The following is a 22185-nucleotide window of genomic DNA, read 5'->3' as shown; positions in this document are numbered from 1 at the left end:
GGCATCAACCATGCTCCCGACGTCGTATTCCGAGGAATTCGCGAACCAGCTCGCGCAAATCGGCGCTCATGAACTGCCGCATCAAACCGGGCTGAAAGCCTGCTAGGATCATGAGTTCGGCCATGCCGTGGCGCGCGTGCCAGTCAAGCCACTCAGCGCGCTCAGATGCTTGCATCCTGTTGCGCTGCCGATTTTGCTTACCGCGCCTATCCTCGTAACCGACCCGTTCCTCGGCCTCGAACTTGGTGAAGTACAAGCCAGAGCCCCCGGCGTGGTAAACCGTGTCAATTTGAGAGTCGTAGCGAGGGCTACCGGGGACCACCGCCGATAGCTCCTCACGCGTCGGCCCGATGATGATCATGTGGACGTGCGGCTCGTAGAGCCGTGCACCGTCCTCTTCGATCAACGACACTTCCACAACCCCGAAGACCTTGGATGCGATGCCGCGCCGTCGCAGCTCCCGATGGATCATTTTGACCATCCTCAGGGCGGCCGTCGGCCGAAAATGGTGAAGTGATCCCACTGGCAGCCGGTGGCGTATCTTAGCCAGCGCGACGGTGTGCACGTTCTCGCCGTCGGCGAACAACGGTGCGATCTTCGCCAGCATCGTCAATCGGGCGCGGAAGCGCTCGTAGACGCAGGCGGCACTTTTCGCCGGTCCCCGGCTGAGGCTGTCGAAGCCGTCATGGATAGCAGACTTGTAGGTGCGAACGTCGAGACCAGCGGCCCCGACGTCATGGACGGCCTTGGCCTGCCTTCTCGCCAACCCGCTAATGGAAAACCTGACGAAAGATGCCTTGCCCTTGTGACGACGCCCGGTCTCTTCTGCCGCAGCCTTGGCCTCCTTCACAATGGCCTTGAGCCGATCGCGGATATCAAATTCGTGGTCGTAGATGAACTTGGAGAGCTTCATTTGCCCAATGCCCAGTCAGATTGTTCGGTGGAACAGCGCAGGTAAGGTAAGATCCTGAACCCAGACTGCAGGCACCTTTCGGAACCGGCAGTCTGAAGTTTCCGTGTAAGGGCGTCTTCGACCTTGCAGGCAGTCGCAGCCCTCAATCGGGCTTTACGCAGGAGCTACAAGCCTCTCAATCCGCCCTCTACTTCGAGGTCAGAAGGGAATCTCGTCATCGATGCTCGCGAGTTCGACCGGCTCCGTCTCAATTAGCTTGAAGCGTTTCCAGCCGTCACCAAGCTCACCGATGCACTCAATTGTGAGATGTCGCTTGTCGCCCCGACCCATGGAGATCAGCTTCGTGAATTGCTTCTCTGTGACCTCGATGGAAAACTCTTCGATCACCGGCGACGTCGTCGCTGAAGTCTCCATATCGGAAGGTTCACCTTCGTCGGGCTCGCCGCTCTCGCCGCTATCCAACTCATCGGAAATGGTAGACCCCTTGCCAACCAGCGCAGCCAGCGTTTTGTGGTCTTTGGTCGCATAGGCGGACCGCATCTTCTGCTTGGTTTCGCGGTCTTTTCCGAGGTACGGAAGCGTTTCGACGGCTTCCTTGTAGAGGCTTTCGATGCCGCCAGCCTTTTCAATTCTGGACCTTAGAACCTCTGGGTCATTCGTTCGCAGGCGCACGAAGTCCAGAACACGGGCTATCTTGTAGGCTCGGTCGCGGCTTTTTCTGAACCCAAAAACAAACTGGGCGACAATCGTGTTCCTATAGTCGGACGACTTCTTCGGGTTAATTTTTCGCTTTACCAGCTTAGACTCGTTGATATGCTTGACGAAATTCTTCCATTTTAAATCATCGCGACAAAATTCGTCCATTGCAACAAAGCAAGCTTGACAGAGCTCGATGTCTACTTCCTTGGTGGTCTTCTGGAATGAAATCCAGGCCTCCTTACACAGAATCAGCGCGCCGATAGGATCGCTTTTCACAAAATCGGCCGTTGGAATCTTGTGATCAGACGTTGAGTGCTGAGAACCGTCCGTTGAACTTCGCGTTACGCGAGGATTCTGATCCTCTGCTGCATGGTTGGAGATTATCCTCATTTTGCGCCTCCGCGATCAGATATGCTCGAATGCATACCGACATGGGCGAAGGCTCGCAGACCGGCGACACGACAGGCAGGTCGGCAATAGATAGCGCGACTGCCAATGAACGTGGTCCAATTGAGAGACGTTGGATACGACTGAGTTCTGAGATTTTTCATAAAGTGGCTCTCGCTATGAGAGCAGCGAAGGCAACTGGCCAAAAGCCACTGACCAACGCCACTCCCGGGTTTCGGTCGTGGGTTTGATCAGATGGCCCGCGATTGCGGTGGGGCCGTTCCCCCTTGGGACTGCGGCGGGCCGTTATCGGAGGCCGCAGCTCGTTATCTGATTGGCAGGCTTTTGGGCTTCTTCTTTGTAGCAGGATTTAGTGAGTGTCCTGTGTATCTTGCAAGAGATAAGCAAAAATATTTTTCCGCCCTGCACGTTCGTGGCTGCGGTTTCGATAGAGGTTTGAGATGCGAGTTAGACTACCTGAGCCTGTCGCAGCTATTTACCGAGCCGTTGAGCTGTTGGAAGCCCGCTATCCCGGTCGCAAATTCACTCCTGATGGGCATCTGGTAGGGTCCATAGGAGAGGTCGTGGCCGCAGAAGCGCTCGGCCTCACTTTATATCCGGGTTCGCATCCGGGACATGACGCATTCGATTTGAACGGTGATGTCCAGATCAAAATGACAGGAGGCAAATCGGTAGCCCTGTATGGAACCTGTACTCGCCTTGTAGTCCTACGCGTGATCTCGCCAGAGTTTGCTGAGATTGTCTATGACGGCCCTGGAGAACCAGCTTGGCAATCGGCCGGAAAGATCCAAAAGAATGGGCAGCGGACGGTCCGACTTAGCAAGCTTCAGGCAATCGCCAAGCACCGGACTGGCACTCCGGAAACCACCGAGACGATTGCCATTTCAAGTGGAAGATGGGCTGCGAATAGTAGCCGCCAGCGAATAGCGGGGCAGCTTTGCAATCGCGGCCGCCATTGTCTTGAGAGTGACCTCGCCGTAGGTTTCGGCCACCGTCCTAGGTGCCTGCCCCTGAATTGCGTCAAGGATTCGTGGTGGAACTCCAACTTCCATTCCGATTGTTTTGAAGCGATGTCTCCAGCCGTGGTTAGGAGCTACCCTCGGGTCGGGAACGAAGCTACGACCGAACTCGGCTAGGCGGTTCTTTAGACCTCGCCGCGCGCCTCGACTGTCTTCGGCTGGATCGACATTCAAGAACAAGTGGCCATCGCCAGATTCCTGCACAAAGGCAGGAAACCCGAGGTCGATGATTTGTTGATGGAGAGGCACATTCCGGGCTTCATTCGTCTTGACCGTTCCAGCCTCGGGAGTGATGTGGATTATCCAAATGCCGTCACGTTGGAACACGTCCTGTTTTCGCAACTGGGCAAGCTCGCCAACTCGGGCTCCGGTAAAGGCGCAAAGCCATGGAATCCACCGCTTGGCTTGGAAAGTCTTCCAGTTTTCGTGACCTTGCTCATGAGCTGAGGCCCCAGAAAGTATGGCCTTGGCTTCTTCGTCTGAAAGGTCCTTCGACCTAAGCCGGGCCGTCCTTCCCACCTTCAGGGTCACGCCTGCCGCCGGATTATGGGTGACAAGCCCGTTTGCAACTCCCCAATCAAAGACAACTTTCAAGGCGGACAGATTGCTGTCCTTGACTGTTTTCGCCGAAACCATTTTGCCGGTCTTAGGCGAGGGGGTGCTCAGCCGATGATTTTTGAATCCAATAACGTCCTTGGCCGTGACTTTCATTGCGTGATCGTGGCCAAGGAAATCGACAAAGTAGGCAAACGCATTTCGATAGCTGTCATAGGTGCTCGGCTTCCGGCCAGCGGCCTTGTTCTCTTTCCACCACCCTTCGACCAACTCCATTAGCGTGGCTGAATCAGATTTCGCCGTTGCATTCGTCGCGTCCGCTAGTCGAGATTCTGCCGAACGATGAGCTCGATCGGCTGGCCGCGGTTCTGATTCATAGTCCCCGCGTTCAAGCTTTTGCAGCGTCAAGCTGGCTCGTTGGAAAGCAGCGCCGACCGCCCGCGCGGTTCTCGTGATGCTCCATGGATCGGTGGGAAAATCATTCTCGAGAAGTATGTCTTTGGCCCTGCTAATGCATCCGGCCCTCATCGACCTCCAAAAGATATTCTCGATCGGCATCGCTCCTGGGATCGGGTCAGAGATCCCTTCCACTCCCGGAACTGGATCGGTCGAAGGCAAGGGATAATCGGTCCACATGCCGTCATAAAAGTCGGGGTGCCAGTGCAACTGTTCGCTCGGACTGTCATAGAACTTTGCAAGCCATTCATCGTGAACCGTCTGGGCTAGGGAGTGCGCCTCGCGGTCGGTGATGGGACGTGTCGGGGACGGGCTTCCCTCGGTGGATTGCTTTCTCAGTTGGTAGTCAGCGGAACCGAGCCGAATTCGCGAGCAATCAGCTTCGAATTCCGCGAGCACCTCTGCATATTTTCGCTTGGCTTCTTCAGGGTCTTTCGTCCCGAGCGTCTTGTTGACTTCCTTTCGGCCCGTGAGCGCGGTTATGTCCGCCGGTAGGCGCTTTCGAAACCAGTACACCCCGGTCTTACGATGTTTGACAGGACGGCTCATAGCAAGGACCATGTGTAGCACCCGTGTGTAGCAGTCGGGCAGGCCTAAGCATATAATTTTGCTAGTTTTTCAGCTGCGTCAACACCTTAAGAAGGTGATGGTGCCCAGAGGCGGATTCGAACCACCGACACGCGGATTTTCAGTCCGCTGCTCTACCAACTGAGCTATCTGGGCCTGTGCCGGCTAAAGGGATACGCCCGCCGGGTTTCGCGAAGGCGCCGGCGGCGCCCCTTGAAAGCGCGTGGGTTATAGCACGGGAATCCTGCCTGTCCAGCGCCTAGGTGTTGATTTCGTCAGGAAAGAAAAAACGCCGGGAAACGGCCCGTCGCCGGCTGCGCTCACGGCTCGTCCTTGGGCGTCGGGCCCGGCTTCGGGCTGTCCTCTTCTTCCTCTTCGCCGTCGCGGACGGGGATGACATAGGCGCCCTTCAGCCAGCGATTGAGGTCGATGTCCTTGCAGCGCGCCGAGCAGAACGGGTAGTGTTCGCGCGCCGAGGGTTTGCCGCATTCGGGGCAGGGCCGCCTCGGCCTCAGCGGCGTGACCTTGTCGTCCAGACTCATGAGCGCGAAGCGTGCCAGTTCTGGTGCGCCTTGAAGCCCTCGCCCGCAAGCAGGGCCACGCTCTCGTAGAGCGGCAGGCCGACCACATTGGTGTAGGAGCCGACCAGCTTGACGACGAACGAGCCGGCCAGGCCCTGCACGGCATAGCCGCCGGCCTTGCCGCGCCATTCGCCCGAGAAGACATAGGCGTCGATCTCCTCGCGCGGCAGCCGCTTGAAGCGCACCCTGGTTTCCACCAGCCGCTGGCGCAGCTTGCCGCCGGGCGTGATCAGGCAGATGCCGGAATAGACCCGGTGCGAGCGGCCGGAAAGCAGGCCGAGGCAGTTGATGGCGTCGTCGATCGTCTCGGCCTTGGGCAGGATGCGCCGCCCGACCGCCACCACCGTGTCGGCGGCGAGGATGAAGGCGGGTGCATAGTCCTCCTCGCTCTTCAGCGAGGCCAGCGCCTTCTCGGCCTTGTCCTTGCAAAGGCGCTTGGCCAGCGAGCGCGGATGCTCGGCGCGCAATGGCGTCTCGTCGACATCGGCGGGCAGCACCCGGTCCGGCTCGATGCCGGCCTGCTGCAGCAATTCGATGCGGCGCGGCGAACCCGAGGCAAGCACAAGCTTCTGCAGGATGCTCATGTGAGCATGATGCCGAAAAGTGTGAAGCGGTTTTCGGGCGACATCATGCTCCACTCTTTGATTTGGAGCCGGATGATTTCAGGTCGAACAGACCTGAAATCATCCGGCTCTAGCTTCGCGCGGACTGTTACTTGAAACGGTAGGTGATGCGGCCCTTGGTCAGGTCGTAAGGCGTCATCTCGACCAGGACCTTGTCGCCGGTCAGCACGCGGATGCGGTTCTTGCGCATGCGGCCGGCCGTGTGGGCGATGATTTCGTGTTCGTTTTCGAGCTTCACGCGGAACATCGCATTGGGCAGCAGTTCGGTGACCACACCTGGAAACTCGAGGACTTCTTCCTTCGGCATTCGATACCTTTGCTTGGATGGGCGTTCCGGCGCCTAGAGCACGATGCCGAAAAGTGTGAAGCGGTTTTCGGACGACATCATGCTCTACTCTTGATCTGGAGTCGGGTGATTTCAGGTCGAACAGACCTGAAATCACCCGACTCCAACCGGAATTTGCGCGGAACCTATATGATAATCATCCGCTTGTGAACAAGCTTAATCCGGGGCGCTTTCAGCCCCCGGTGCCGCAAAACGTCGACTTATGCGGGTTTTCAGTCGCTCGCGCACGTCGCGATAGGCGGCCATGATGTGCTCGCGCGTGCCGCCGGTGTCGGTCGGGTCGGGCATCGGCCAGTACTCGACCTCGACGGCGAGCGATCGGGTGAGCTCGAGGGCCGCATGATGCGCTTCCGGCGCCAGCGTGACGATCAGGTCGAAATAGTCGTCTTCCAGCTCCTCCAGCGTCCTGGGCTGGCGCTCGCCGAGCGACAGGCCTTCTTCGGCGAGCACCGCATCGACGAATGGATCGCGCTCGCCGGCGCGCACGCCGGCGGAAGCGACGAAGGTGGTGGCCGGAAGCATGCGGCGCGCCAACTGTTCCGCGATCGGCGAGCGCACGGCGTTCATGCCGCACAGGAACAGGATCGAGTGCGGCAGGGCGGCCACTAAAGCATGGTCCCAAAAAGTGGGAACCGGTTTTTGGAAAAGATCATGCTCCAACCAGAGAGCATGATCCCGAAAAGTGGGAACCGGTTTTCGGAAAAGATCATGCTCCAACAAAGAGCTGGATCAGGACGGTGTTTCAACGAAACATCATCCTGATCTAGCCTCGCCAGTGCAGCACGCAGACCAGCGTGAACAGCCGGCGCGCCGTGTCGAAGTCGATCTCGATCTTGCCGGCGAGCCGGTCCATCAGCGTCTGCGAGCCCTCATTGTGCAGGCCACGCCGGCCCATGTCGATCGCCTCGATGTGGCTCGGCGTCGAGGAGCGGATGGCCTCGTAATAGCTTTCGCAGATCAGGTAGTAGTCCTTGACGATGCGCCTCAGCGGCGTCAGCGACAGGATGTGGGTGACCACCTCGGCGCCGTTTTCACGGCTGACGGCGAAGACCAGACGTGACTCGGCCAGCGAAAGCTTCAGCCTGTATGGACCGGCGCCGTCATCATTGATCGGCCGAAACCTGTTCTCCTCGATGAGGTCGAAGATCGCCACGGCCCGCTCGTGCTCGACGTCGGGCGTCGAACGTCCGATCGATTCGTCGAGCTCGACGTCGATCAGCCTGTCGCGGATTTGGTCGTGGCCGGACATCGCTACATGTTCAACCTGATCGCGACGGAGCGGGCATGGGCATCGAGGCCTTCCGCCTTGGCAAGCGCGATCGCGGCGGGCGCCAGCGCCTTGAGTTGATCCGGCCCGAGCTTCAGGATCGAGGTGCGCTTGACGAAATCGAGCACGGACAGACCTGACGAGAAACGCGCCGAGCGTGCCGTCGGCAAAACGTGGTTGGAGCCGCCGACATAGTCGCCGATGACCTCCGGCGTATGGCGGCCGATGAACACGGCGCCCGCGTTGCGCATCCTGGAAAAGAAGCCCTCGGCATGGTCGAAAGCGAGCTCGACATGCTCGGCCGCGATCCTGTCGACCAGCGGCAGCGAGGCTTCCAGCGTCGGCACCAGGATCACCGCGCCGAAGTCGCGCCAGCTCGCGGCCGCTGTCTCGGCGCGCGGCAGCACCTTGAGCTGGCGTTCGACCGCCTGCTCCGCCGCCTTGCCGAATTCGGCGTTGTCGGTGATCAGGATCGACTGCGCCGATATGTCGTGCTCGGCCTGCGCCAGAAGGTCGGCCGCGATCCAGTCCGGATCGTTGTCGGCGTCGGCCACCACCAGCACTTCCGACGGCCCGGCGATCATGTCGATGCCGACGGTGCCGAACACCTGGCGCTTGGCTGCCGCGACATAGGCATTGCCCGGACCGACGATCTTGGCGACCGGCCCGATCGTTTCGGTGCCGTAGGCAAGTGCCGCAACGGCCTGCGCGCCGCCGACGCGGTAGATCTCGGAAACGCCGGCAAGGTCGGCGGCCACCAGCACCAGCGGATTGATGACGCCGCCCGAGGCCGGCACGACGATGACGATGCGCTCGACGCCGGCGACCTTGGCCGGCACGGCGTTCATCAGCACCGAGCTCGGATAGCTCGCCGTGCCGCCCGGCACGTAAAGGCCGACAGCTTCGATGGCCGTCCAGCGCGAGCCGAGCTCGACGCCGGCGGCATCCGTATAGCGGTCGTCCTTGGGCTTCTGCCGCTCGTGATGCGAACGGATACGCTCACGCGCGAATTTGAGCGCCTCGACGGTCGCCGGATCGGCCGCCTCATAGGCCTTGGCGATGTCGTCCTTCGAGACGGCGATGCCGAGCGCGTTGAGATCGGCTTTGTCGAACTTCAGCGTGTAGTCGATCAACGCCTTGTCGCCTTCGGCGCGCACGCGCTCGATGATGCCGCGCACCACGGCCTCGACGTCGGCGGACACCTCGCGCTTGGTGGTGAGGAAGGCCGAAAAGCGTTGCTCGAAATCGGCGTCCTGCTGTCGGAGCGTAATCGCCATTGCGCTTTTAGCCTCTGTGCACGGGTCGCGAGGTGGCTTCCCAGGAGCCGCCGACATCGGCAAGCCGTGCCTCGACGCATTCGACGTCGAGGATGATGGTGCCGCCGCCCGAAAACACCAGTTCGACGATGCCGGCCGGCTTGCTGATGGCGATGAAGCTGATCGCCAGCAGCGACAGCACCTCGGCCGGCTTGTCGCGCGCAATGCCGCTGGTCTTGGCGCCGAGTACGCGATCGAAATGCAGAACGCTCTGGCGCCGTTCATTGTGCTGGCGGAACAGGCCGGATTTCGCTTCCCAGACGAAGCGGTTCATGGTCAGCACGAAGCGCTTGGCCGCCGGCAGATATTCAAGATCGGAGACCTTTATCACGGCGTCCTGGACATGCGCCGAGACGATGCTCAGATCCTGTTCGTCGAGCGCGATGAGCTTGAGAGCTGCCATGCCGAATGCGCACCTGAAGGTTGATAATTCAGCCCTCTGTTATGCGGTCTTTCCCGCCGGTGCAACTCGCCCGAGGCAGATGCGGGTAAGCGTCAGCCCGAAATCCGCTCGATCACCGCGCCGCAGCCGGAAAGCTTCTCTTCCAGCCGCTCGAAGCCGCGGTCGAGGTGGTAGACGCGATTGACCGTGGTCTCGCCCTCGGCGGCAAGGCCGGCGATCACCAGCGACACCGAGGCGCGCAGGTCGGTCGCCATCACGGGCGCGCCCTTGAGCTTGGCGACGCCGTCGACAATCGCCGTCTGGCCGGAAAGCGTGATGTGGGCGCCCAACCGGGCGAGCTCCTGCACATGCATGAAGCGGTTCTCGAAGATCGTCTCGGTGATACGCGACTTGCCCTTGGCCATCGTCATCAGGCCCATGAACTGCGCCTGCAGGTCGGTCGGGAAGGCGGGGAAGGGGGCGGTCGTGACGTCGACCGGCGCAATGCCGGCGCCGTTGCGCTTGACGCGGATTCCCTCATTGGTCGGCGTGATCTCCGCGCCGGTCTCGACAAGAACATCGAGCGCGGTCTGCAACAGATCGGGTCGGGCGCCGTGGAGCATCACGTCACCGCCGGTCATGGCGACGGCCATGGCGTAGGTGCCGGTCTCGATGCGGTCGGGGATGACGCGCACGCGGGCGCCCGACAGCGCCTCGACGCCGTGGATGGTGATGGTCGAGGTGCCGGCGCCGTGGATCCTGGCGCCCATGGCGATCAGGCATTCGGCGAGATTGACGATTTCCGGCTCGCAGGCGGCGTTCTCCAGCACTGTCTCGCCCTTGGCGAGCGAGGCCGCCATCATCAGCACGTGGGTGGCGCCGACCGACACCTTGGGAAACACGTAGCGATTGCCGATCAGGCGGCCGTTCTTGGTCTTGGCCATGACATAGCCATTGTCGACGTCGAGCTCCGCGCCGAGAACCTGCAGGCCCTCGAGGAACAGGTCGACCGGGCGCGTGCCGATGGCGCAGCCGCCGGGCAGCGACACCTTGGCCTCGCCCATGCGGGCCAGCAACGGTCCGATCACCCAGAAAGAAGCGCGCATCTTCGAAACAAGCTCATAAGGCGCGGTAGTGTCGACGATGTTGCGGGCGGAAAAATTGATGGTGCGCGAATAGCCTTCCTGCTGCTTTTCGCGCCGGCCGTTGACCGAGTAGTCGACGCCGTGATTGCCGAGGATGCGGATCAACTGCTCGACATCGGCCAGATGCGGCACGTTTTCGAGCGTCAGCGTGTCGTCGGTGAGCAGCGAGGCGATCATCAGCGGCAATGCCGCATTCTTGGCGCCCGAGATCGGAATGGTGCCGGCCAGCTCATTGCCGCCGACAATTCTGATGCGATCCATGAGAAAACGTCCCCTCGGCCAGAACAGGCCGGTTTCAATCGGTTGATGCGCCCGGCTTAGACCATTGGCCGGCTTGGTTCAAGAAATAGGATCTTCTTGAAACCGGGCCGACTATGGCCGGCCAGTATGGCTGATTTGGTCAGTCCTTGTGCATTTTTCCAGCAGCCGGCAATCCTTCGGACCTTTGGTCCGCGTCGCGGGCGCGCTGCTTGTCAGTGTCGCGGGCGCGCTCCTTGTCAGCGTCGCCGGCGCGCCGCGACCGCGTCTGGGCCTTGCGCTTCTGCAGATTGGCGCGCAGCGCCTCGGCCAGCCGGTCCTTGCGCTCGCCATCGCCTTTTTTCGGTGGATTTGCCTTTTTCGGTGGATTTGCCTTGTCGTTCATCGTCCGATCCTTGGCCGGCGGTCAGCCGGCCGCGATTCCGCAATGGCTAGCATTTTAACGCTCCCATGTCATGGAAGCGGGCCGAGAGCCGGTTTCACGCTATGGATCAGCCGCGCATGCCGCCCCAAACCCGCATAATTGCCGGCAAGAATTAGATGCGACGCTTTGGGTTTTTCTTGGCCTTGCGCTTACCGGTTCGATATGGCAGAAGCGCCGCCATCGCAGGCTGCGGTAGCTCAGTGGTAGAGCACTCCCTTGGTAAGGGAGAGGTCGAGAGTTCAATCCTCTCTCGCAGCACCAGCTTTCCAGAACATCGAAGTGAGCCTGTCGGGCGATCGCGCCGGCTCAGTTGGTGACGTGCGACAGCCGCAGGCCGGCTTCGTCCGAGGCCTCGGCCATGCCTTCCTCCGCGAAGCGGAACATGTCCTCGAAATCCAGCTCACGCTCGAAAATGACGCCGCCGACACTGATCGCAAGCACGTCCTTGTCGCCTTTCGGCGCGAAATAGATCTCGCCGACCGTGCCGCGAATGCGCTCGCCCACGTCCTTGGCGTCCTCTTCGCTCGCGCCCGGCAGGAAGACGCCGAACATCGAGGTTCCGATCCGGCCGATCAGATCGTCCTTGCGCACCGCGGACCGGATGGCCGACGCGATCAGCCGCAAGGCCTCGTCGCCCCATTCGAGGCCGAAACGCAGGTTGATCGATGTCAGATGTTGCGGATGGATGACCAGAAAGGCCCCCGAGCGCGGGCCGATCGGTCTCGCCGCCCTCCTGTCGACCATCGAGGTGAACACCTTGCCGTTCAGGCAGCCCGTCAACTGGTCATAGGTGCCGGACCTGGTGAGTTCCTGCCGGCAGCGGCGCATCTCGATCTGTTGCCAGCCGGTGAGGGCAAACAACGGCAGACCGATGACGATCGGCACGACGATTGCCGTAACGGCCCCGCGGCCGAATGGTGTGAGGCTGTCGCTGAAAAGCAGCAGGTAGTTCAACCCAAGCGAAAGCGCGACGCAGGCGGCGGTGCCAAGCACGGCCAGCAAGATGAGGTGCTTCCACGTTTGAACCGGCGCGGTCGGTGTTTTCGTGGTCAAGGGCCAGTCTCCTGTTCGACGCATCGTTTACAGGAGGCCGGTTACGATTTCGGTGTCAGGAAAGCGTACAATTTGATGCAAGTCGGCATCTTCTCCATGGCAAGCGCTGAATCCGGCGCGCCAGCGGCCGCGGCCCGCGGCTGATGACCGGCCCGGTCGTCGCCCCAGGTTTTAGAATTGCTGAACCGCTCTGACCATTCTGCTTTCACGCAAGTCCGCGAGGAGAACTGGCCACTGACTTTCCCGCTGTCGCGTTATTGCGGTGGGCCGAAAATGCCCATCCGGGCGTTTCTCGCCACCACCTCCGCCTTGCCGTAAATGCCGGTCGGAGCGGCCATCGCCCAGCCGTTTGAAACCAGCCAGGCGCCGACATCCTGCTTGCCCAGCGCGCAGGGCGCCGCGATGGCGAAACGGTCGGCGTCCGGCGGCAGCAGGCATTTCAGCGCCCGGCCGCGCAGCCAGGCGTTGAAGACGGCCCGCGCCCGCTGGCCGCAGGGCCAGGCGGTGTCGTCGAATGTGCAGGTCCTGTCCGGATCTATGTCGACCGTCCCGCTGATGGCAACCGTGCGTCCCATGGCTTCGAAGACCGCCGAGGAGGTCGCGACCGGACCGAAAAGCAGGGTCTCGCGCCAATCCTGCGGCATCGGCGTCTTCGGTCGCGGCGCAAGCCCGAGTTCGCCAAGCGGAGGACGCGGTTCGATGCGCTCGATCCGGGATGGGTCGAGCGGCGGCGGCGCAATGAGATCCTCGGCGATCTTGCGCGCCGGCTGGCCCGGCCGCGCGTCATGGATCGGGGCATGGGAGGCCGCCTTCAGGTCACCGGCGCCCTGAGCCGATGCGATCGAAGCGGGCGGCAGCCGGCGCCCGCCCTCGGCGATCAGCGCCATGCCTGCGAGCAGCCCGAGACCGCCGAGCGCGGACGCCAGCAACGGGCGGCCGGGCGGATTCGCCTGGCTCACGCGCGGAACGCCGCGAGGTCGCGGCGGCTGTCGATGATGCCGCCCGAGCCCAACCCGTTAGCTCCTGTCGACACGGCGTCACCCCCGTTGAACCGGATCATACATTAGACATGAGCGACAATCCTTGAAAAGCAAGGCGTTGCGTTAAGTGTCGCGCAACCAATGCGGCCTAGAATCGGTGATCGGATGTCGAGGGGATGACACGATGCGCAAGCCGATACTGCTTTTTGCCTTTCCGGCCCTGGTGCTGCTTCTGCTGGCGGCGGAGCGAGCGGCAGCAATGCTTCTCGGCTTCTATCCGGCCAGCCCCGCTGTGTGGCATGCCTGGCTGGAGCTGCGCCCGTTCTCGACCATGTTCTGGCAGCAGGCGCATGTCTATCTCGGCGGGTCGTTGGCGCTGGATGCTGCCATTATCGTCTTCGCGGCAGGCGCCTGCTGGATGATTTGCCAGGCAAAAAGGTCGGCCGGCTTCTTTCTGGCCAATCATGCCGCGCTGCTCTTTGCGGGCAAGATGATGGCGCTTAGCAGCCATGCCGAGACGGCAAGCACGATCGCCGCCTTCACCGTGCCGAACGGCTGGCGCTTTTCGCTTATGCTCGACTTCAGCTTGAAGAATAGCCTGGTGCTGTGCCTCGGTCTCGCGGCCTGCGCCTATTGCCACGTCGCTTTCCTGCGCGAGGCGAGACAGCGCGCCGAAGCACGCTCGGTCCGCATGCTGGCGCTGCAGCGCGATCTGTAACCTGCTCAGTTGATCTTCTTGTAATAGACCTTGCCGTCGGGTTGCTGGATGCGCTGGTAGGCCGGGTTGGGGCCTGGAGGCGCGGCCTTCCGCTTGAACGAGGGCCGTGCGTCGGCGGCATCGCCGCCGCTTTCGTCGGCCGCGGAAGCATCCGCCACCGTGGTGTTGTCGAGTAGGGCTGGCTCCGGCGCGCCAGGCGCTGGCTCGCTGGCGGCGACGGGCTGGCCTTGCTCCAGCTTGGCGATATTGCCGTTGATCTGGCCGAAATTCGCCTGCAACTGACGGTCCAGCGTCTCGAACCGGCTCTGGAAACCGTTGTTGACGGTGTCGATGCGGGCGCCGATCCGCTGCTCGAACTGGCCGAGCTCTCCCAGCCGCGCCTCCATCGTCTTGAGGTCGTTGACGCCACGATAGAGATAGACGGCGGCCGTCACGTTGACGAAGGTGACGAGCACGGCGCCCACCGCGAGGACACCGATCAGTCTGGCCCGGCTGGGCTTTCCCGGAGCGGCTTCCCTGTGGCCGAGTTCGATTGCCGGAGCGTCCGGCTCGCTGATCATCGTCATTCAACCACCACCTTTGCGCCCACCGCGACGCGCTTGAAGAGATCGATCACATCGGTGTTCGTCAGCCGGAAGCATCCGGACGTGCCGTCGAAACCGACGCCCTTGGGATCGTTGGTGCCATGGATGCGATAGAGCGTGTCGCGCCCGTCGCGCGACAGATAAAGCGCCCGGGCGCCGAGCGGATTGTAGGGACCGGCCGGCACCATCGCCGGCAGTTCCGGCTGGCGCGCGCGCATTTCCTTGGGAGGACGCCATTGCGGCCATTCGGTCTTGGAGGCTACCTTGACCGTTCCGGTCCAGCCGAAGCCGTCGCGGCCGACGCTGATCTGGTAGCGCAGCGCCCGGCCCTGGCCCGTCACCAGGTAGAGCGCCTTCTCGTTCTTGCGGATGACGATCGTGCCTGGCTGCTCGCCGGTCTCAAAGGCGACCGCCTTGCGCAGGCTGGGGCCCATGGCCGGCAGCGGCGGCGATCCGGCCTCCGCCAAACCGCAGGCCGACACGAGCATCATGCCTGCCAGGCAGGCGCTGGCCAGATGCGCGGCAGTGGATCGGCTAGCGCTGGGCATTGTCCAGCCGCTCCTTGAACATGCGTTTCAAATCCTTGTTGAAGCGCGCGCGCCCGTCCACCTCGGAAGGCAGGATGGCGCGGTTCAGCGCGTCGGCCAGAAGCGCGTTGTCCAGCGCCAGCGACTTGATGTGCGGCGCCTTGAAGATCTTCTCCAGCTCGCTGCGCGAGAAATGGTTGCCGAACCATTTGCGCTTGTGCTTGTTGGCGACCAGCGTGATGCTGACCTTGTTGCCGCGCAATTCGCGGATCTTCTTGTAGAGCCGCTTGCCTTGCCTCAGCGACGCGACGTTGAGCTCGAAGACGATGAAGATCTCGTCGCTCGTGCGCAGCACCGAATCGTGCCACGGCGTCTCGATATTGGGCAGGTCGATGACGATGTCGTCGAAGCGGTAGGCGACGAGATCGAGCAGCCTGAAGACGAAGTCGGAACCGTGCGGCTCGAACGGCAGCTGCGGCCGCTCGAAGGAATAGAGCGTCAGGCCGGACGGCCGCGACAATTTGATGACGTCCATGAGCTCGACGTCGAGCCGGTCCGGCTGGCCGATGATGCCGGAGAGATCGAACTGGTTGAACTGGTTGAGGTAGGCGCCGCAATTGGCGCTCTGGAAGTCGAGGTCGACGAGGCAGGTCGAGGCTGCGCGCTCGGCCGATTTCGAGGCAAGGTGCTCGGCCGCCGAGATCGCCAGCGTGGTGGCGCCGGCGCCACCGCTGGCGGCGATGAAGGTGATGATGCGGCTCTTGGTGCCCTGGTTGCCGGTGTCGTGGAAGGTGACGGCGTTGAGCAGCTCCTTGGCGTCGAGCGGCTTGTGCAGCCAGTCGGACGCGTTCATGCGTACCAGAACGCGCGTCTGCTCGGAGGTGAGCTCGTCGGAGATCGCGATCAGCGGCACCGAGGCCCAGGCCGCGCGCGCCTCGACGATCGCCGGATTGCCGAGCAGTTCGCCATTGCCGAGATCGAGGATGATGATGCCGGGCCGGCTGTCGACAGGCGGCCCCTTCAGGAACTCCGCCGCGTCCGAGATCTTGACGTCATAGATCGCCAGCGCGTCGAGCCGCGTGGTGACGTCGCGCTTGAAGTTCGGATCGGACGAAAACAGCGCCACCTGCTTTCGCTTGGTCGGGAGGACTCTGGTGTCGATGGCGTTCATGGTGATGTGCTCTTCAAATCTTCACCCGTTACCGTACTCAGCATGGATGGTATCGTTTTGTCTGCGAACCCGAGCAGCCCGCCCAGAAAGAAGAACTGGAAGGTAATGTTCTGCAGGCTCACGGTGATGGTCGGCACGGGGCCACCCAGACGCGTCTGATAGCCAAGGCCAGTGGCCGTGTAGGTCACCACGACATTGGAGCGCTGCAAGCCTGGGAAAAACTGGCACATCCCTGGCCGTTGGTTGGTTGCCAGCCCCGGGCAGGCATCATCGTTGGTCACTGCCGTGTCGCCGCGGAAAATGCGGCTGAAAGCGGCAGCGTTGAAGATCGCGGAATTGCCATTGCAAGCGCCAGTGCTGCCGGAATATTTGCACTCGAACGAGTATGTTCCGGCCGTGATAGGCGCTCCCGGATTTGTAGCCGGATCTGCTGCCGCAAGTGTGGCTACGTTTACTGCCGGATCGGAGATCGAGGCGAGCCTCGCGCCGATCTGCACTGCCTTGGTTGCTGCGTTCCACTGATAAAATGCATAGCCGAAATCGACAAAACCTAGGGTAAGAGTGAGCAGAAGCGTCATCGCGATGGCCATCTCGACCATCGTTGCTCCGTCTTCCGCTCGTAGGAATCGTTTCAGCATCATCAAAATCGGATCAACCGCTCCTGATGGCTGGCCCCAAGTGTGACAGTGGTGATGTTGAACAATGACAGCAGGCCAACGCTGTCCAGATTGCTGTAAGCGTAGGTGCCGGATGCCGTTACGATGCAAACCTGCGATGTCGTCGAGAGATAGAGGACCGTGCCAGTTGAATCGATAGCGTTCGTGCAGGTGGCCGAGTCGATCGTGACATCCGCCTTTTGCCAGCCAGGGATGCGTGAGGGTGCTGTCCCGTCCCAATTGCCGAAGACGGCGATGTTCTTGGCGCGATCGGCGCAGTCGATCGCTGTGAGCCCTGCATCCGTGTAGAGCTTGCTGTTACAGCGAGCGGCGAACCGCGCTCCGTCGGTGAGCCCAGCTTCCATCAACAACTTGTCATGAATCAGATTGCCGAATTCGAACACCCCTGCCGACAGCATCAGCATCAGCGGTGCCACCAGGCTCATCTCCACAAGGACGGTACCGCGCTGATCGAAGCAAAAACGCTTAAGGGTTCGGGACAGCAGGTTCGACATTACCGTCACCGATAGAGCTGCGCTTCATCGCGCAGGAAGTTGTCGAGTGTACCCTGCCCCTCGCGTCCGCTGATGTCCACCAGTTCCACCATCACCGAGGCGTCGGAGGAGGCCGACGGAACCGGCTCCGTAAGGAAGAAGCTGGCGAAAGCTTCGACCGGGAGATTGGCACTGTTGCCGTTTAGATCGTAGCCGGCCGCCTCAAGCGCAGTGCAATTCAACAACGCGCCGTAGAGTAGGCGGCGATCGACAGTCGTCACCGGTGGCTGGCAGCCGCTGGGTGGCGTTCCAACCTCTCCGCCAGTTGACTGCACACCGACCAGCGACTGAGCGGCAGTGGGGGGCGAGGAGGGTAGCGTCCCATTCGCCAAAGCCGCACGTTCGTACTTATAGACCTCATATCGCGTCGGCGTGGTTGTATCCCAGGCACTGGGATAAGAGGCACTCCCAAAATTGGTCTGCCAGTAGTTTCCCTGCCCAAGAAGCAGGTAGTCTCCGGCTCCCATACGGCCGCCCATATACGGCGTCGTCTGATCTCTCGGCAGGCCCTTGTTACCGGGGCCGTCAAATGTCAGCTGATTGTATTGTGGACACTGGCTCGAATTTCCGTTGGATCGTACTCCTCCCTTGCGTACGTTTTCCGCTGGGCCGTATTCCGGGCTGTTGAAGGCATTGCCGCTGGCATTGATCCCGAATCGGACATTGAAGGCGTCCTGAACCGGTCCCGTGTTCTGGCCAGTCTTGGTGTTTACGCCCTGTGCCGAATAGCAACCCAGCGGCTTCGATGTGGCGATTGTTTGGGCTAGAGCCTGCGCGCCGTTGCCGACGCCGTCCGGCGGTTGCAGGAAACCGAAATTGCCAGGGCCGTACCCGGCATTGTTTCCGACCATCCGAAGTTCGATAAGCCGGCGATGGATTGCCGGATCCGTTACGGCCTGCTCCAGCGTCACGCCGCCTGCTGTGTTGGTACCATTCACCATCTCATAAGGGTTGCACATGAACACAGGCGTGTAGTTGCAAACACCCGATGTGAAACCCGCCACCGAGACAGCGGTAAGATTGTAGCTCTTGTCGGTCGCGCTCCCTGAAGACGAGACCGAGACCGGGAACATGGGCGTGAAGCCTTCCGGCTGAGCCCACAGCTGGATGAAGCGGGTCGTGATCGGCGAGGCGGCATAGTTGGCCGATGTAATAGGATCGGAATCATTCGTTGGAATACTTGCCAGGAAGCACCACGAAATCTGCCCTTTTGATCGGCAGGCAGGGTAGGTTGCGTCTACAGTGGAAACCCCAGTCCCGGTTGTCAGCGAAACGGACCCACCGTCAGAGAACATCGTGCTATTGGATACCAGGTTGGTAATGGCATTCTCGGCGCGCGTCCATGCGTCGGATCTGCCGCTCAATTCGGCAGCTGCAGCGAGTGCCAAGGCATCCGTGCCCTTCTGGAGGTCGTTGTCCAGATTGTTCATCCGGCTCATGTCGATTGCCAGCAGAGACAAGCCGATAATGGCTGGCAACATGACGCTGACTAGTATCAGCGCTATCCCACTCTGATCGTGCCAGAACGCGCGAATGGTCCGCAGCATGGCCTACCCCTTACCCCTTGGTGTCAGGCGCCTCGCATGCCTGATGCAACCGCTTCCTTTCGTTCAGTTCATTGTGTGCTCGTCCCCGACGGACCGACGTTGACCGTCATGTTCGTCGCCGGAGCAGCCGTGCTTGGCGGCAGCTTGTATTTCTGAACGACGCCGACCGACCGCGCGCCGTTGCCCTCGATCTTCGTGTTGTTCGAAGCCGGATTGTACGGATCGACCGTCTGCAACAACTGATTGGCCTTCTGCGAGTCGCCGGCAGCAAGCGTGATTGTGTCGTAATTGTTCAGATAGTCGGCCGCGCAGCCCGTGAGCAGGCTGGTGCCGAGAAGAACGAGCAGGAGCTTATTTCTTGACATAGACCAGCTTGTCCTTCGATTTCACATCCAGCATGTGGCCATAAGGCCCGGTGACGCCTTCGCCATGCTCGTACATCCGGATCATGTCCTTGCTGACTTCGAGCTGGCCGAGCAGCATGAGCTCCGGATCGTTGGCGGGCTTCGTCTTGTCGAATGGCGTCGCCAGTTGCTCGCCGGGCCTCACCGGCCGCACGAGATGCGGCGTCACAATAACCACTAGTTCGGTCTCTTCCTTCGCCGTGCTCGAGTTGTGGAACAGCGCCCCGATGATCGGTACTTGGCCAATCCACGGCACCTGGTCTTGCTGTATGGTGTTCTTGCTGGAGAGCAAGCCGCCGACCGCAAAGCTTTGGCCGTCGCGCAGGTCCACCACCGTCGATAGCTTGCGGTTGGTGAAGATCGGATCGCCGGCGCTGGTGAAGCCGGTCAGGTCACTGACTTCCGGTGCCAGCTTGATGTGGATCTTGCCATCGTCGAGCACGACTGGTGTGAAGTTGAGGTTCACACCGAACTGCTTGAAGACAATCTCGACTTCGCCTTGGGCATTGACGCTGCGCACCGGCACTTCGCCACCGGCATTGAAGCTGGCCGTCTCGCCGGACACCGTGGTGAGGTTCGGTTCGGCCAGGGTGCGCACGACGCCTTTTGTTTCCAACGCCTGGATGATCAGGTCGACTTTGACGTTGCTGTCGATAACGCGCGTTATCAATGCCGCAAATGGGCTCGATCCCGACAGAAGTCCGCTAATCAGATCGCCGGTTCCGAGCACGGTCCCGTCCTTGTCGACAGTCGCGTCGCCAGTTCCCCAAACTGTTTTGCCGCTTTTGTTCGAGCCCTTGAGCGATACCCCGAGATCGCGATCGGCGTTACGCTTGGCTTCCAGGATGCGCACCGAAAGATTGACCTGCTCGCTGTCGTCGATGGTGACGGCATTGATGATGGCGTCCGGGCCATATTGCTGAGTGACTTCCACGATGGATGCCAGCGTCGCCGCGTCCTTGACATGGCCGCTCAGGCGAACCTTGCCGTTGATGGAACCGATCTCGATCCGAGCCTTGGGTGCCACCTGGCGAATGGCTACCGCCATGTCGCTGACGTCCTGGCCGACCTCGATCTGGATGGCGCCCAGCGAGCGCTTGTCCTCGGAAAACAGATTGACGGTGGTGGTGCCGACGCTCTTGCCGATGATGTAGAGCGTCTTGTCGGTCATAGGCTGCGCATCGGCGATCTTCTCGTCGCCGACGACGATATCGCCCAGCGTGGCGTTGACCTGGATCGTTGCGGATTGAGAAACGGGCACGAACACGCGGTGCAGCGACGGACTCGACACGTCGATGAAGCGGTCGGCGGCATGAACCGCGGGGCTCAACGTCAACAAAATACAGGACCAGGCCAAAGCGGCGGCGGCCAGTGATCCTCGAAGAATTCGCATCTAGATCGTCCCCCTTGCGGACCCATTCGGATCCCCTTAATCCGAATGCGCCGTTCGCTATCTCTGACGCGGCACGTCATATGTTTCGAGCTTCACGCCGCGAAATACCCCGATTGTAGCGCGGGCTGGCGGCTCCGGCTGCACATATTTTACCACTTCCTTTACAACTTCTTGCGGTTGTGGTGCGGGTGCCACAGCGGGTGCAGGTTTGACCTTGCTCAACTGGTCGATCTGGCTTCCAACCCGCTCCACGGCTTGGGCCAAGCCGTCCATCTTCTCGTTGGCACGCTTGCGTTCTTCAGCGGCCGCAGCATCGGCTGCCTTCTGCCTGTCGAGTTCCGCCTGCCTCTTGGCGATATCTTCCGGCGTGTCGCCGGTCAGGTCGGCAACCGTCACACGCTCCGTCGCTTCGCCTTTGTTACCTGCCGCTTGCCGCAGCGCCAGGGATAATTGTCCGGCGCCAGCCGCAAGCGTCAGCTTCTGCGCATCCTTGGTGCTGACCTCCACGGTGACCGCCTTGACGACGGTCGGGCTGTCCTTGCTCTCATCCGCAACTTGGTCAACCGCAAGAACTTTGACACTTTGCAGCAAGACATCGACGAAACTCTTCGCGACGCCGCTGTCGTTCGTCGTGCGTGTGAGGAGGATATCCACCCGGTCGCCGGGAAAGACGAAGCCGGCGACACCCAGAACGTCGTTGACCCGGATGGAAACTGCCTTCATGCCTTCCGTCAGCACCGCCGAAAGCGTTGCGCGTTGACCGGGACCCGTGATCTTGCTGGCAAAAACCGGCTCATTGGTACTAATGGCTTGCAATGCTTGGCGCGTGCCGTTGCCGGCCAAGGCTTCTTTAATTGTCTTGAACGCGCCGGTCGGAACCGCGCCCACCGGCCAGGCGATCTCGCGCAGCTTGTTTTCAGTCAGCGTATCGCCGAACTTGAGAGGAACGGCCGCGACAACGACGGTGTCGCTCGGGACATCATTGCCTCGTGCGAGCGCATTGCGTTGGCTGGCCAGCCAGAAATTAGCGAAGACGACCGCCAGCATGCCGAAAACACAGGCCAGAACGATCATCACGATTGTATTGGCGCGCATAACCCCAAACCCCAAGAAGGCCCAAAAAATATCGGCCGCGTCAGCCTCCCGCGACCGATCAGGCCCGGACGTGTGTATCCGGGCCTGATTTAAAAACGTTAGGTACCTGTGCCTGCTACTGCATCGCAGGTGCCCTTGGCGGTAGACGAAAGGACGCCCTTGCCATCAAGAATACCGCAGAGGCCCGAAAAGCGCCCGGTCACCCAGCCGCCGATCGCAATGATCGCCAGGATCGCCGCGCCGGCGATGATGCCGATCAGGATGGAATACTCGACCATCGCAGCGCCGTCCTCATCGTCGCGGAACTGCCGGGTCATATCGATAAGCTTGCCCATGTAAGTTCTCCCCTTCAGGCCCGGATCGGTAGACCCGGGCCTGATCGAATAGCCTCAGGTGCCTGTTCCCGCTGTCGCATCGCAGGTGCCCTTGGCGGTAGACGAAAGGATGCCCTTACCGTTCAGGATTGTGCAGAGGCCCGAAAAGCGCCCGGTCACCCAGCCGCCGATCGCAATGATCGCCAGGATCGCCGCGCCGGCGATGATGC

Annotated in this window: 25 protein-coding genes and 2 tRNA genes; 2 read left to right on the top strand and 25 right to left on the bottom strand. The window is 61.2% G+C overall.

Annotated features, from left to right (window positions below; all coding sequences use genetic code 11):
- Positions 1–4 precede the first annotated feature (4 nt).
- The 13 genes from FJ417_RS00145 to FJ417_RS00080 form a co-directional block, all read right to left on the bottom strand.
- The gene (locus FJ417_RS00145; protein ID WP_140782045.1) at positions 5–913 is read right to left on the bottom strand and encodes a hypothetical protein; all 909 of its coding nucleotides are present in this window, start codon (positions 911–913) and stop codon (positions 5–7) included.
- Between the two features lie 198 nt (positions 914–1111).
- A complete protein-coding gene (locus tag FJ417_RS00140) occupies positions 1112–2002 on the bottom strand; it encodes a hypothetical protein (RefSeq protein ID WP_140782044.1) in 891 nt (296 codons plus the stop codon).
- Positions 2003–2904: 902 nt separating this feature from the next.
- A complete protein-coding gene (locus FJ417_RS00130; protein ID WP_140782043.1) occupies positions 2905–4611 on the bottom strand; it encodes a DUF6538 domain-containing protein in 1707 nt (568 codons plus the stop codon).
- An 86-nt stretch (positions 4612–4697) separates the two neighbouring features.
- Positions 4698–4773 (bottom strand) — tRNA-Phe (locus FJ417_RS00125).
- A 164-nt stretch (positions 4774–4937) separates the two neighbouring features.
- A complete protein-coding gene (gene yacG, locus FJ417_RS00120; RefSeq protein WP_140782042.1) occupies positions 4938–5159 on the bottom strand; it encodes a DNA gyrase inhibitor YacG in 222 nt (73 codons plus the stop codon).
- The gene (locus FJ417_RS00115; protein WP_140782041.1) at positions 5156–5782 is read right to left on the bottom strand and encodes a Maf-like protein; all 627 of its coding nucleotides are present in this window, start codon (positions 5780–5782) and stop codon (positions 5156–5158) included. The genes yacG and FJ417_RS00115 overlap by 4 nt, the downstream gene beginning before the upstream one ends.
- Before the next feature lie 127 nt (positions 5783–5909).
- Positions 5910–6128, bottom strand: coding sequence for a translation initiation factor IF-1 (gene infA, locus FJ417_RS00110; protein WP_006200926.1), 219 nt, complete (start codon positions 6126–6128; stop codon positions 5910–5912).
- A gap of 195 nt (positions 6129–6323) precedes the next feature.
- On the bottom strand, positions 6324–6773 hold the full coding sequence (locus FJ417_RS00105; RefSeq protein ID WP_281405808.1) for a low molecular weight phosphatase family protein: 450 nt from the start codon (positions 6771–6773) through the stop codon (positions 6324–6326).
- Between the two features lie 157 nt (positions 6774–6930).
- Complete coding sequence (locus FJ417_RS00100) at positions 6931–7416, bottom strand: UPF0262 family protein (RefSeq protein ID WP_140648026.1); 486 nt, start codon at positions 7414–7416, stop codon at positions 6931–6933.
- Between the two features lie 2 nt (positions 7417–7418).
- Complete coding sequence (gene hisD, locus FJ417_RS00095) at positions 7419–8711, bottom strand: histidinol dehydrogenase (protein WP_140782040.1); 1293 nt, start codon at positions 8709–8711, stop codon at positions 7419–7421.
- A gap of 7 nt (positions 8712–8718) precedes the next feature.
- Positions 8719–9153, bottom strand: coding sequence for a DUF2948 family protein (locus FJ417_RS00090; RefSeq protein WP_140782039.1), 435 nt, complete (start codon positions 9151–9153; stop codon positions 8719–8721).
- Between the two features lie 92 nt (positions 9154–9245).
- Positions 9246–10538, bottom strand: coding sequence for a UDP-N-acetylglucosamine 1-carboxyvinyltransferase (gene murA / locus FJ417_RS00085; protein WP_140782038.1), 1293 nt, complete (start codon positions 10536–10538; stop codon positions 9246–9248).
- Positions 10539–10677: 139 nt separating this feature from the next.
- On the bottom strand, positions 10678–10920 hold the full coding sequence (locus FJ417_RS00080; RefSeq protein WP_140782037.1) for a hypothetical protein: 243 nt from the start codon (positions 10918–10920) through the stop codon (positions 10678–10680).
- Positions 10921–11145: 225 nt separating this feature from the next.
- Here FJ417_RS00080 and FJ417_RS00075 point away from each other — a divergent pair.
- Positions 11146–11220: transfer RNA gene (locus FJ417_RS00075), tRNA-Thr, on the top strand.
- A 45-nt stretch (positions 11221–11265) separates the two neighbouring features.
- On the opposite strand, the gene FJ417_RS00070 is transcribed toward FJ417_RS00075, so the two are convergent.
- Both FJ417_RS00070 and FJ417_RS00065 read right to left on the bottom strand, forming a co-directional pair.
- Entirely contained in the window at positions 11266–12012 is a 747-nt protein-coding gene (locus FJ417_RS00070) for a GGDEF domain-containing protein (RefSeq protein WP_246687365.1), read from the bottom strand.
- Positions 12013–12266: 254 nt separating this feature from the next.
- Complete coding sequence (locus FJ417_RS00065; RefSeq protein ID WP_246682922.1) at positions 12267–12971, bottom strand: thermonuclease family protein; 705 nt, start codon at positions 12969–12971, stop codon at positions 12267–12269.
- A 205-nt stretch (positions 12972–13176) separates the two neighbouring features.
- On the opposite strand from FJ417_RS00065, the gene FJ417_RS00060 reads away from it, so the two are divergent.
- Positions 13177–13710, top strand: coding sequence for a hypothetical protein (locus FJ417_RS00060; protein WP_140782035.1), 534 nt, complete (start codon positions 13177–13179; stop codon positions 13708–13710).
- 5 nt (positions 13711–13715) lie between these two features.
- Here FJ417_RS00060 and FJ417_RS00055 read toward each other — a convergent pair whose 3' ends face one another.
- The 10 genes from FJ417_RS00055 to FJ417_RS00010 form a co-directional block, all read right to left on the bottom strand.
- Entirely contained in the window at positions 13716–14276 is a 561-nt protein-coding gene (locus FJ417_RS00055; RefSeq protein WP_140782034.1) for a hypothetical protein, read from the bottom strand.
- Positions 14273–14842: a L,D-transpeptidase gene (locus FJ417_RS00050; RefSeq protein WP_140782033.1), complete on the bottom strand. Its 570-nt coding sequence runs from the start codon at positions 14840–14842 to the stop codon at positions 14273–14275. The genes FJ417_RS00055 and FJ417_RS00050 overlap by 4 nt, the downstream gene beginning before the upstream one ends.
- Positions 14829–15992 (bottom strand): AAA family ATPase, encoded by a 1164-nt coding sequence (locus FJ417_RS00045; RefSeq protein WP_140782032.1) that lies wholly within the window; start codon positions 15990–15992, stop codon positions 14829–14831. Before FJ417_RS00045 ends, FJ417_RS00050 begins: the two co-directional genes overlap by 14 nt.
- Positions 15989–16591, bottom strand: coding sequence for a TadE/TadG family type IV pilus assembly protein (locus FJ417_RS00040; RefSeq protein ID WP_246687364.1), 603 nt, complete (start codon positions 16589–16591; stop codon positions 15989–15991). Before FJ417_RS00040 ends, FJ417_RS00045 begins: the two co-directional genes overlap by 4 nt.
- A 41-nt stretch (positions 16592–16632) precedes the next feature.
- Positions 16633–17163 (bottom strand): TadE/TadG family type IV pilus assembly protein, encoded by a 531-nt coding sequence (locus tag FJ417_RS00035; protein WP_127233882.1) that lies wholly within the window; start codon positions 17161–17163, stop codon positions 16633–16635.
- Between the two features lie 5 nt (positions 17164–17168).
- Positions 17169–18749: a pilus assembly protein TadG-related protein gene (locus FJ417_RS00030; protein ID WP_140782031.1), complete on the bottom strand. Its 1581-nt coding sequence runs from the start codon at positions 18747–18749 to the stop codon at positions 17169–17171.
- 68 nt (positions 18750–18817) lie between these two features.
- Positions 18818–19114: a hypothetical protein gene (locus FJ417_RS00025; protein ID WP_140782030.1), complete on the bottom strand. Its 297-nt coding sequence runs from the start codon at positions 19112–19114 to the stop codon at positions 18818–18820.
- Positions 19101–20546: a type II and III secretion system protein family protein gene (locus FJ417_RS00020; RefSeq protein WP_140782029.1), complete on the bottom strand. Its 1446-nt coding sequence runs from the start codon at positions 20544–20546 to the stop codon at positions 19101–19103. Before FJ417_RS00020 ends, FJ417_RS00025 begins: the two co-directional genes overlap by 14 nt.
- 57 nt (positions 20547–20603) lie before the next feature.
- Positions 20604–21641, bottom strand: coding sequence for a Flp pilus assembly protein CpaB (gene cpaB / locus FJ417_RS00015; RefSeq protein WP_140782028.1), 1038 nt, complete (start codon positions 21639–21641; stop codon positions 20604–20606).
- A gap of 98 nt (positions 21642–21739) precedes the next feature.
- A complete protein-coding gene (locus tag FJ417_RS00010) occupies positions 21740–21976 on the bottom strand; it encodes a Flp family type IVb pilin (protein WP_140782027.1) in 237 nt (78 codons plus the stop codon).
- Positions 21977–22185: the final 209 nt, after the last annotated feature.

Source organism: Mesorhizobium sp. B3-1-7, from assembly GCF_006439385.1.
GTDB lineage: Bacteria > Pseudomonadota > Alphaproteobacteria > Rhizobiales > Rhizobiaceae > Mesorhizobium.
This window is presented reverse-complemented; position numbering and strand designations above follow the sequence as displayed.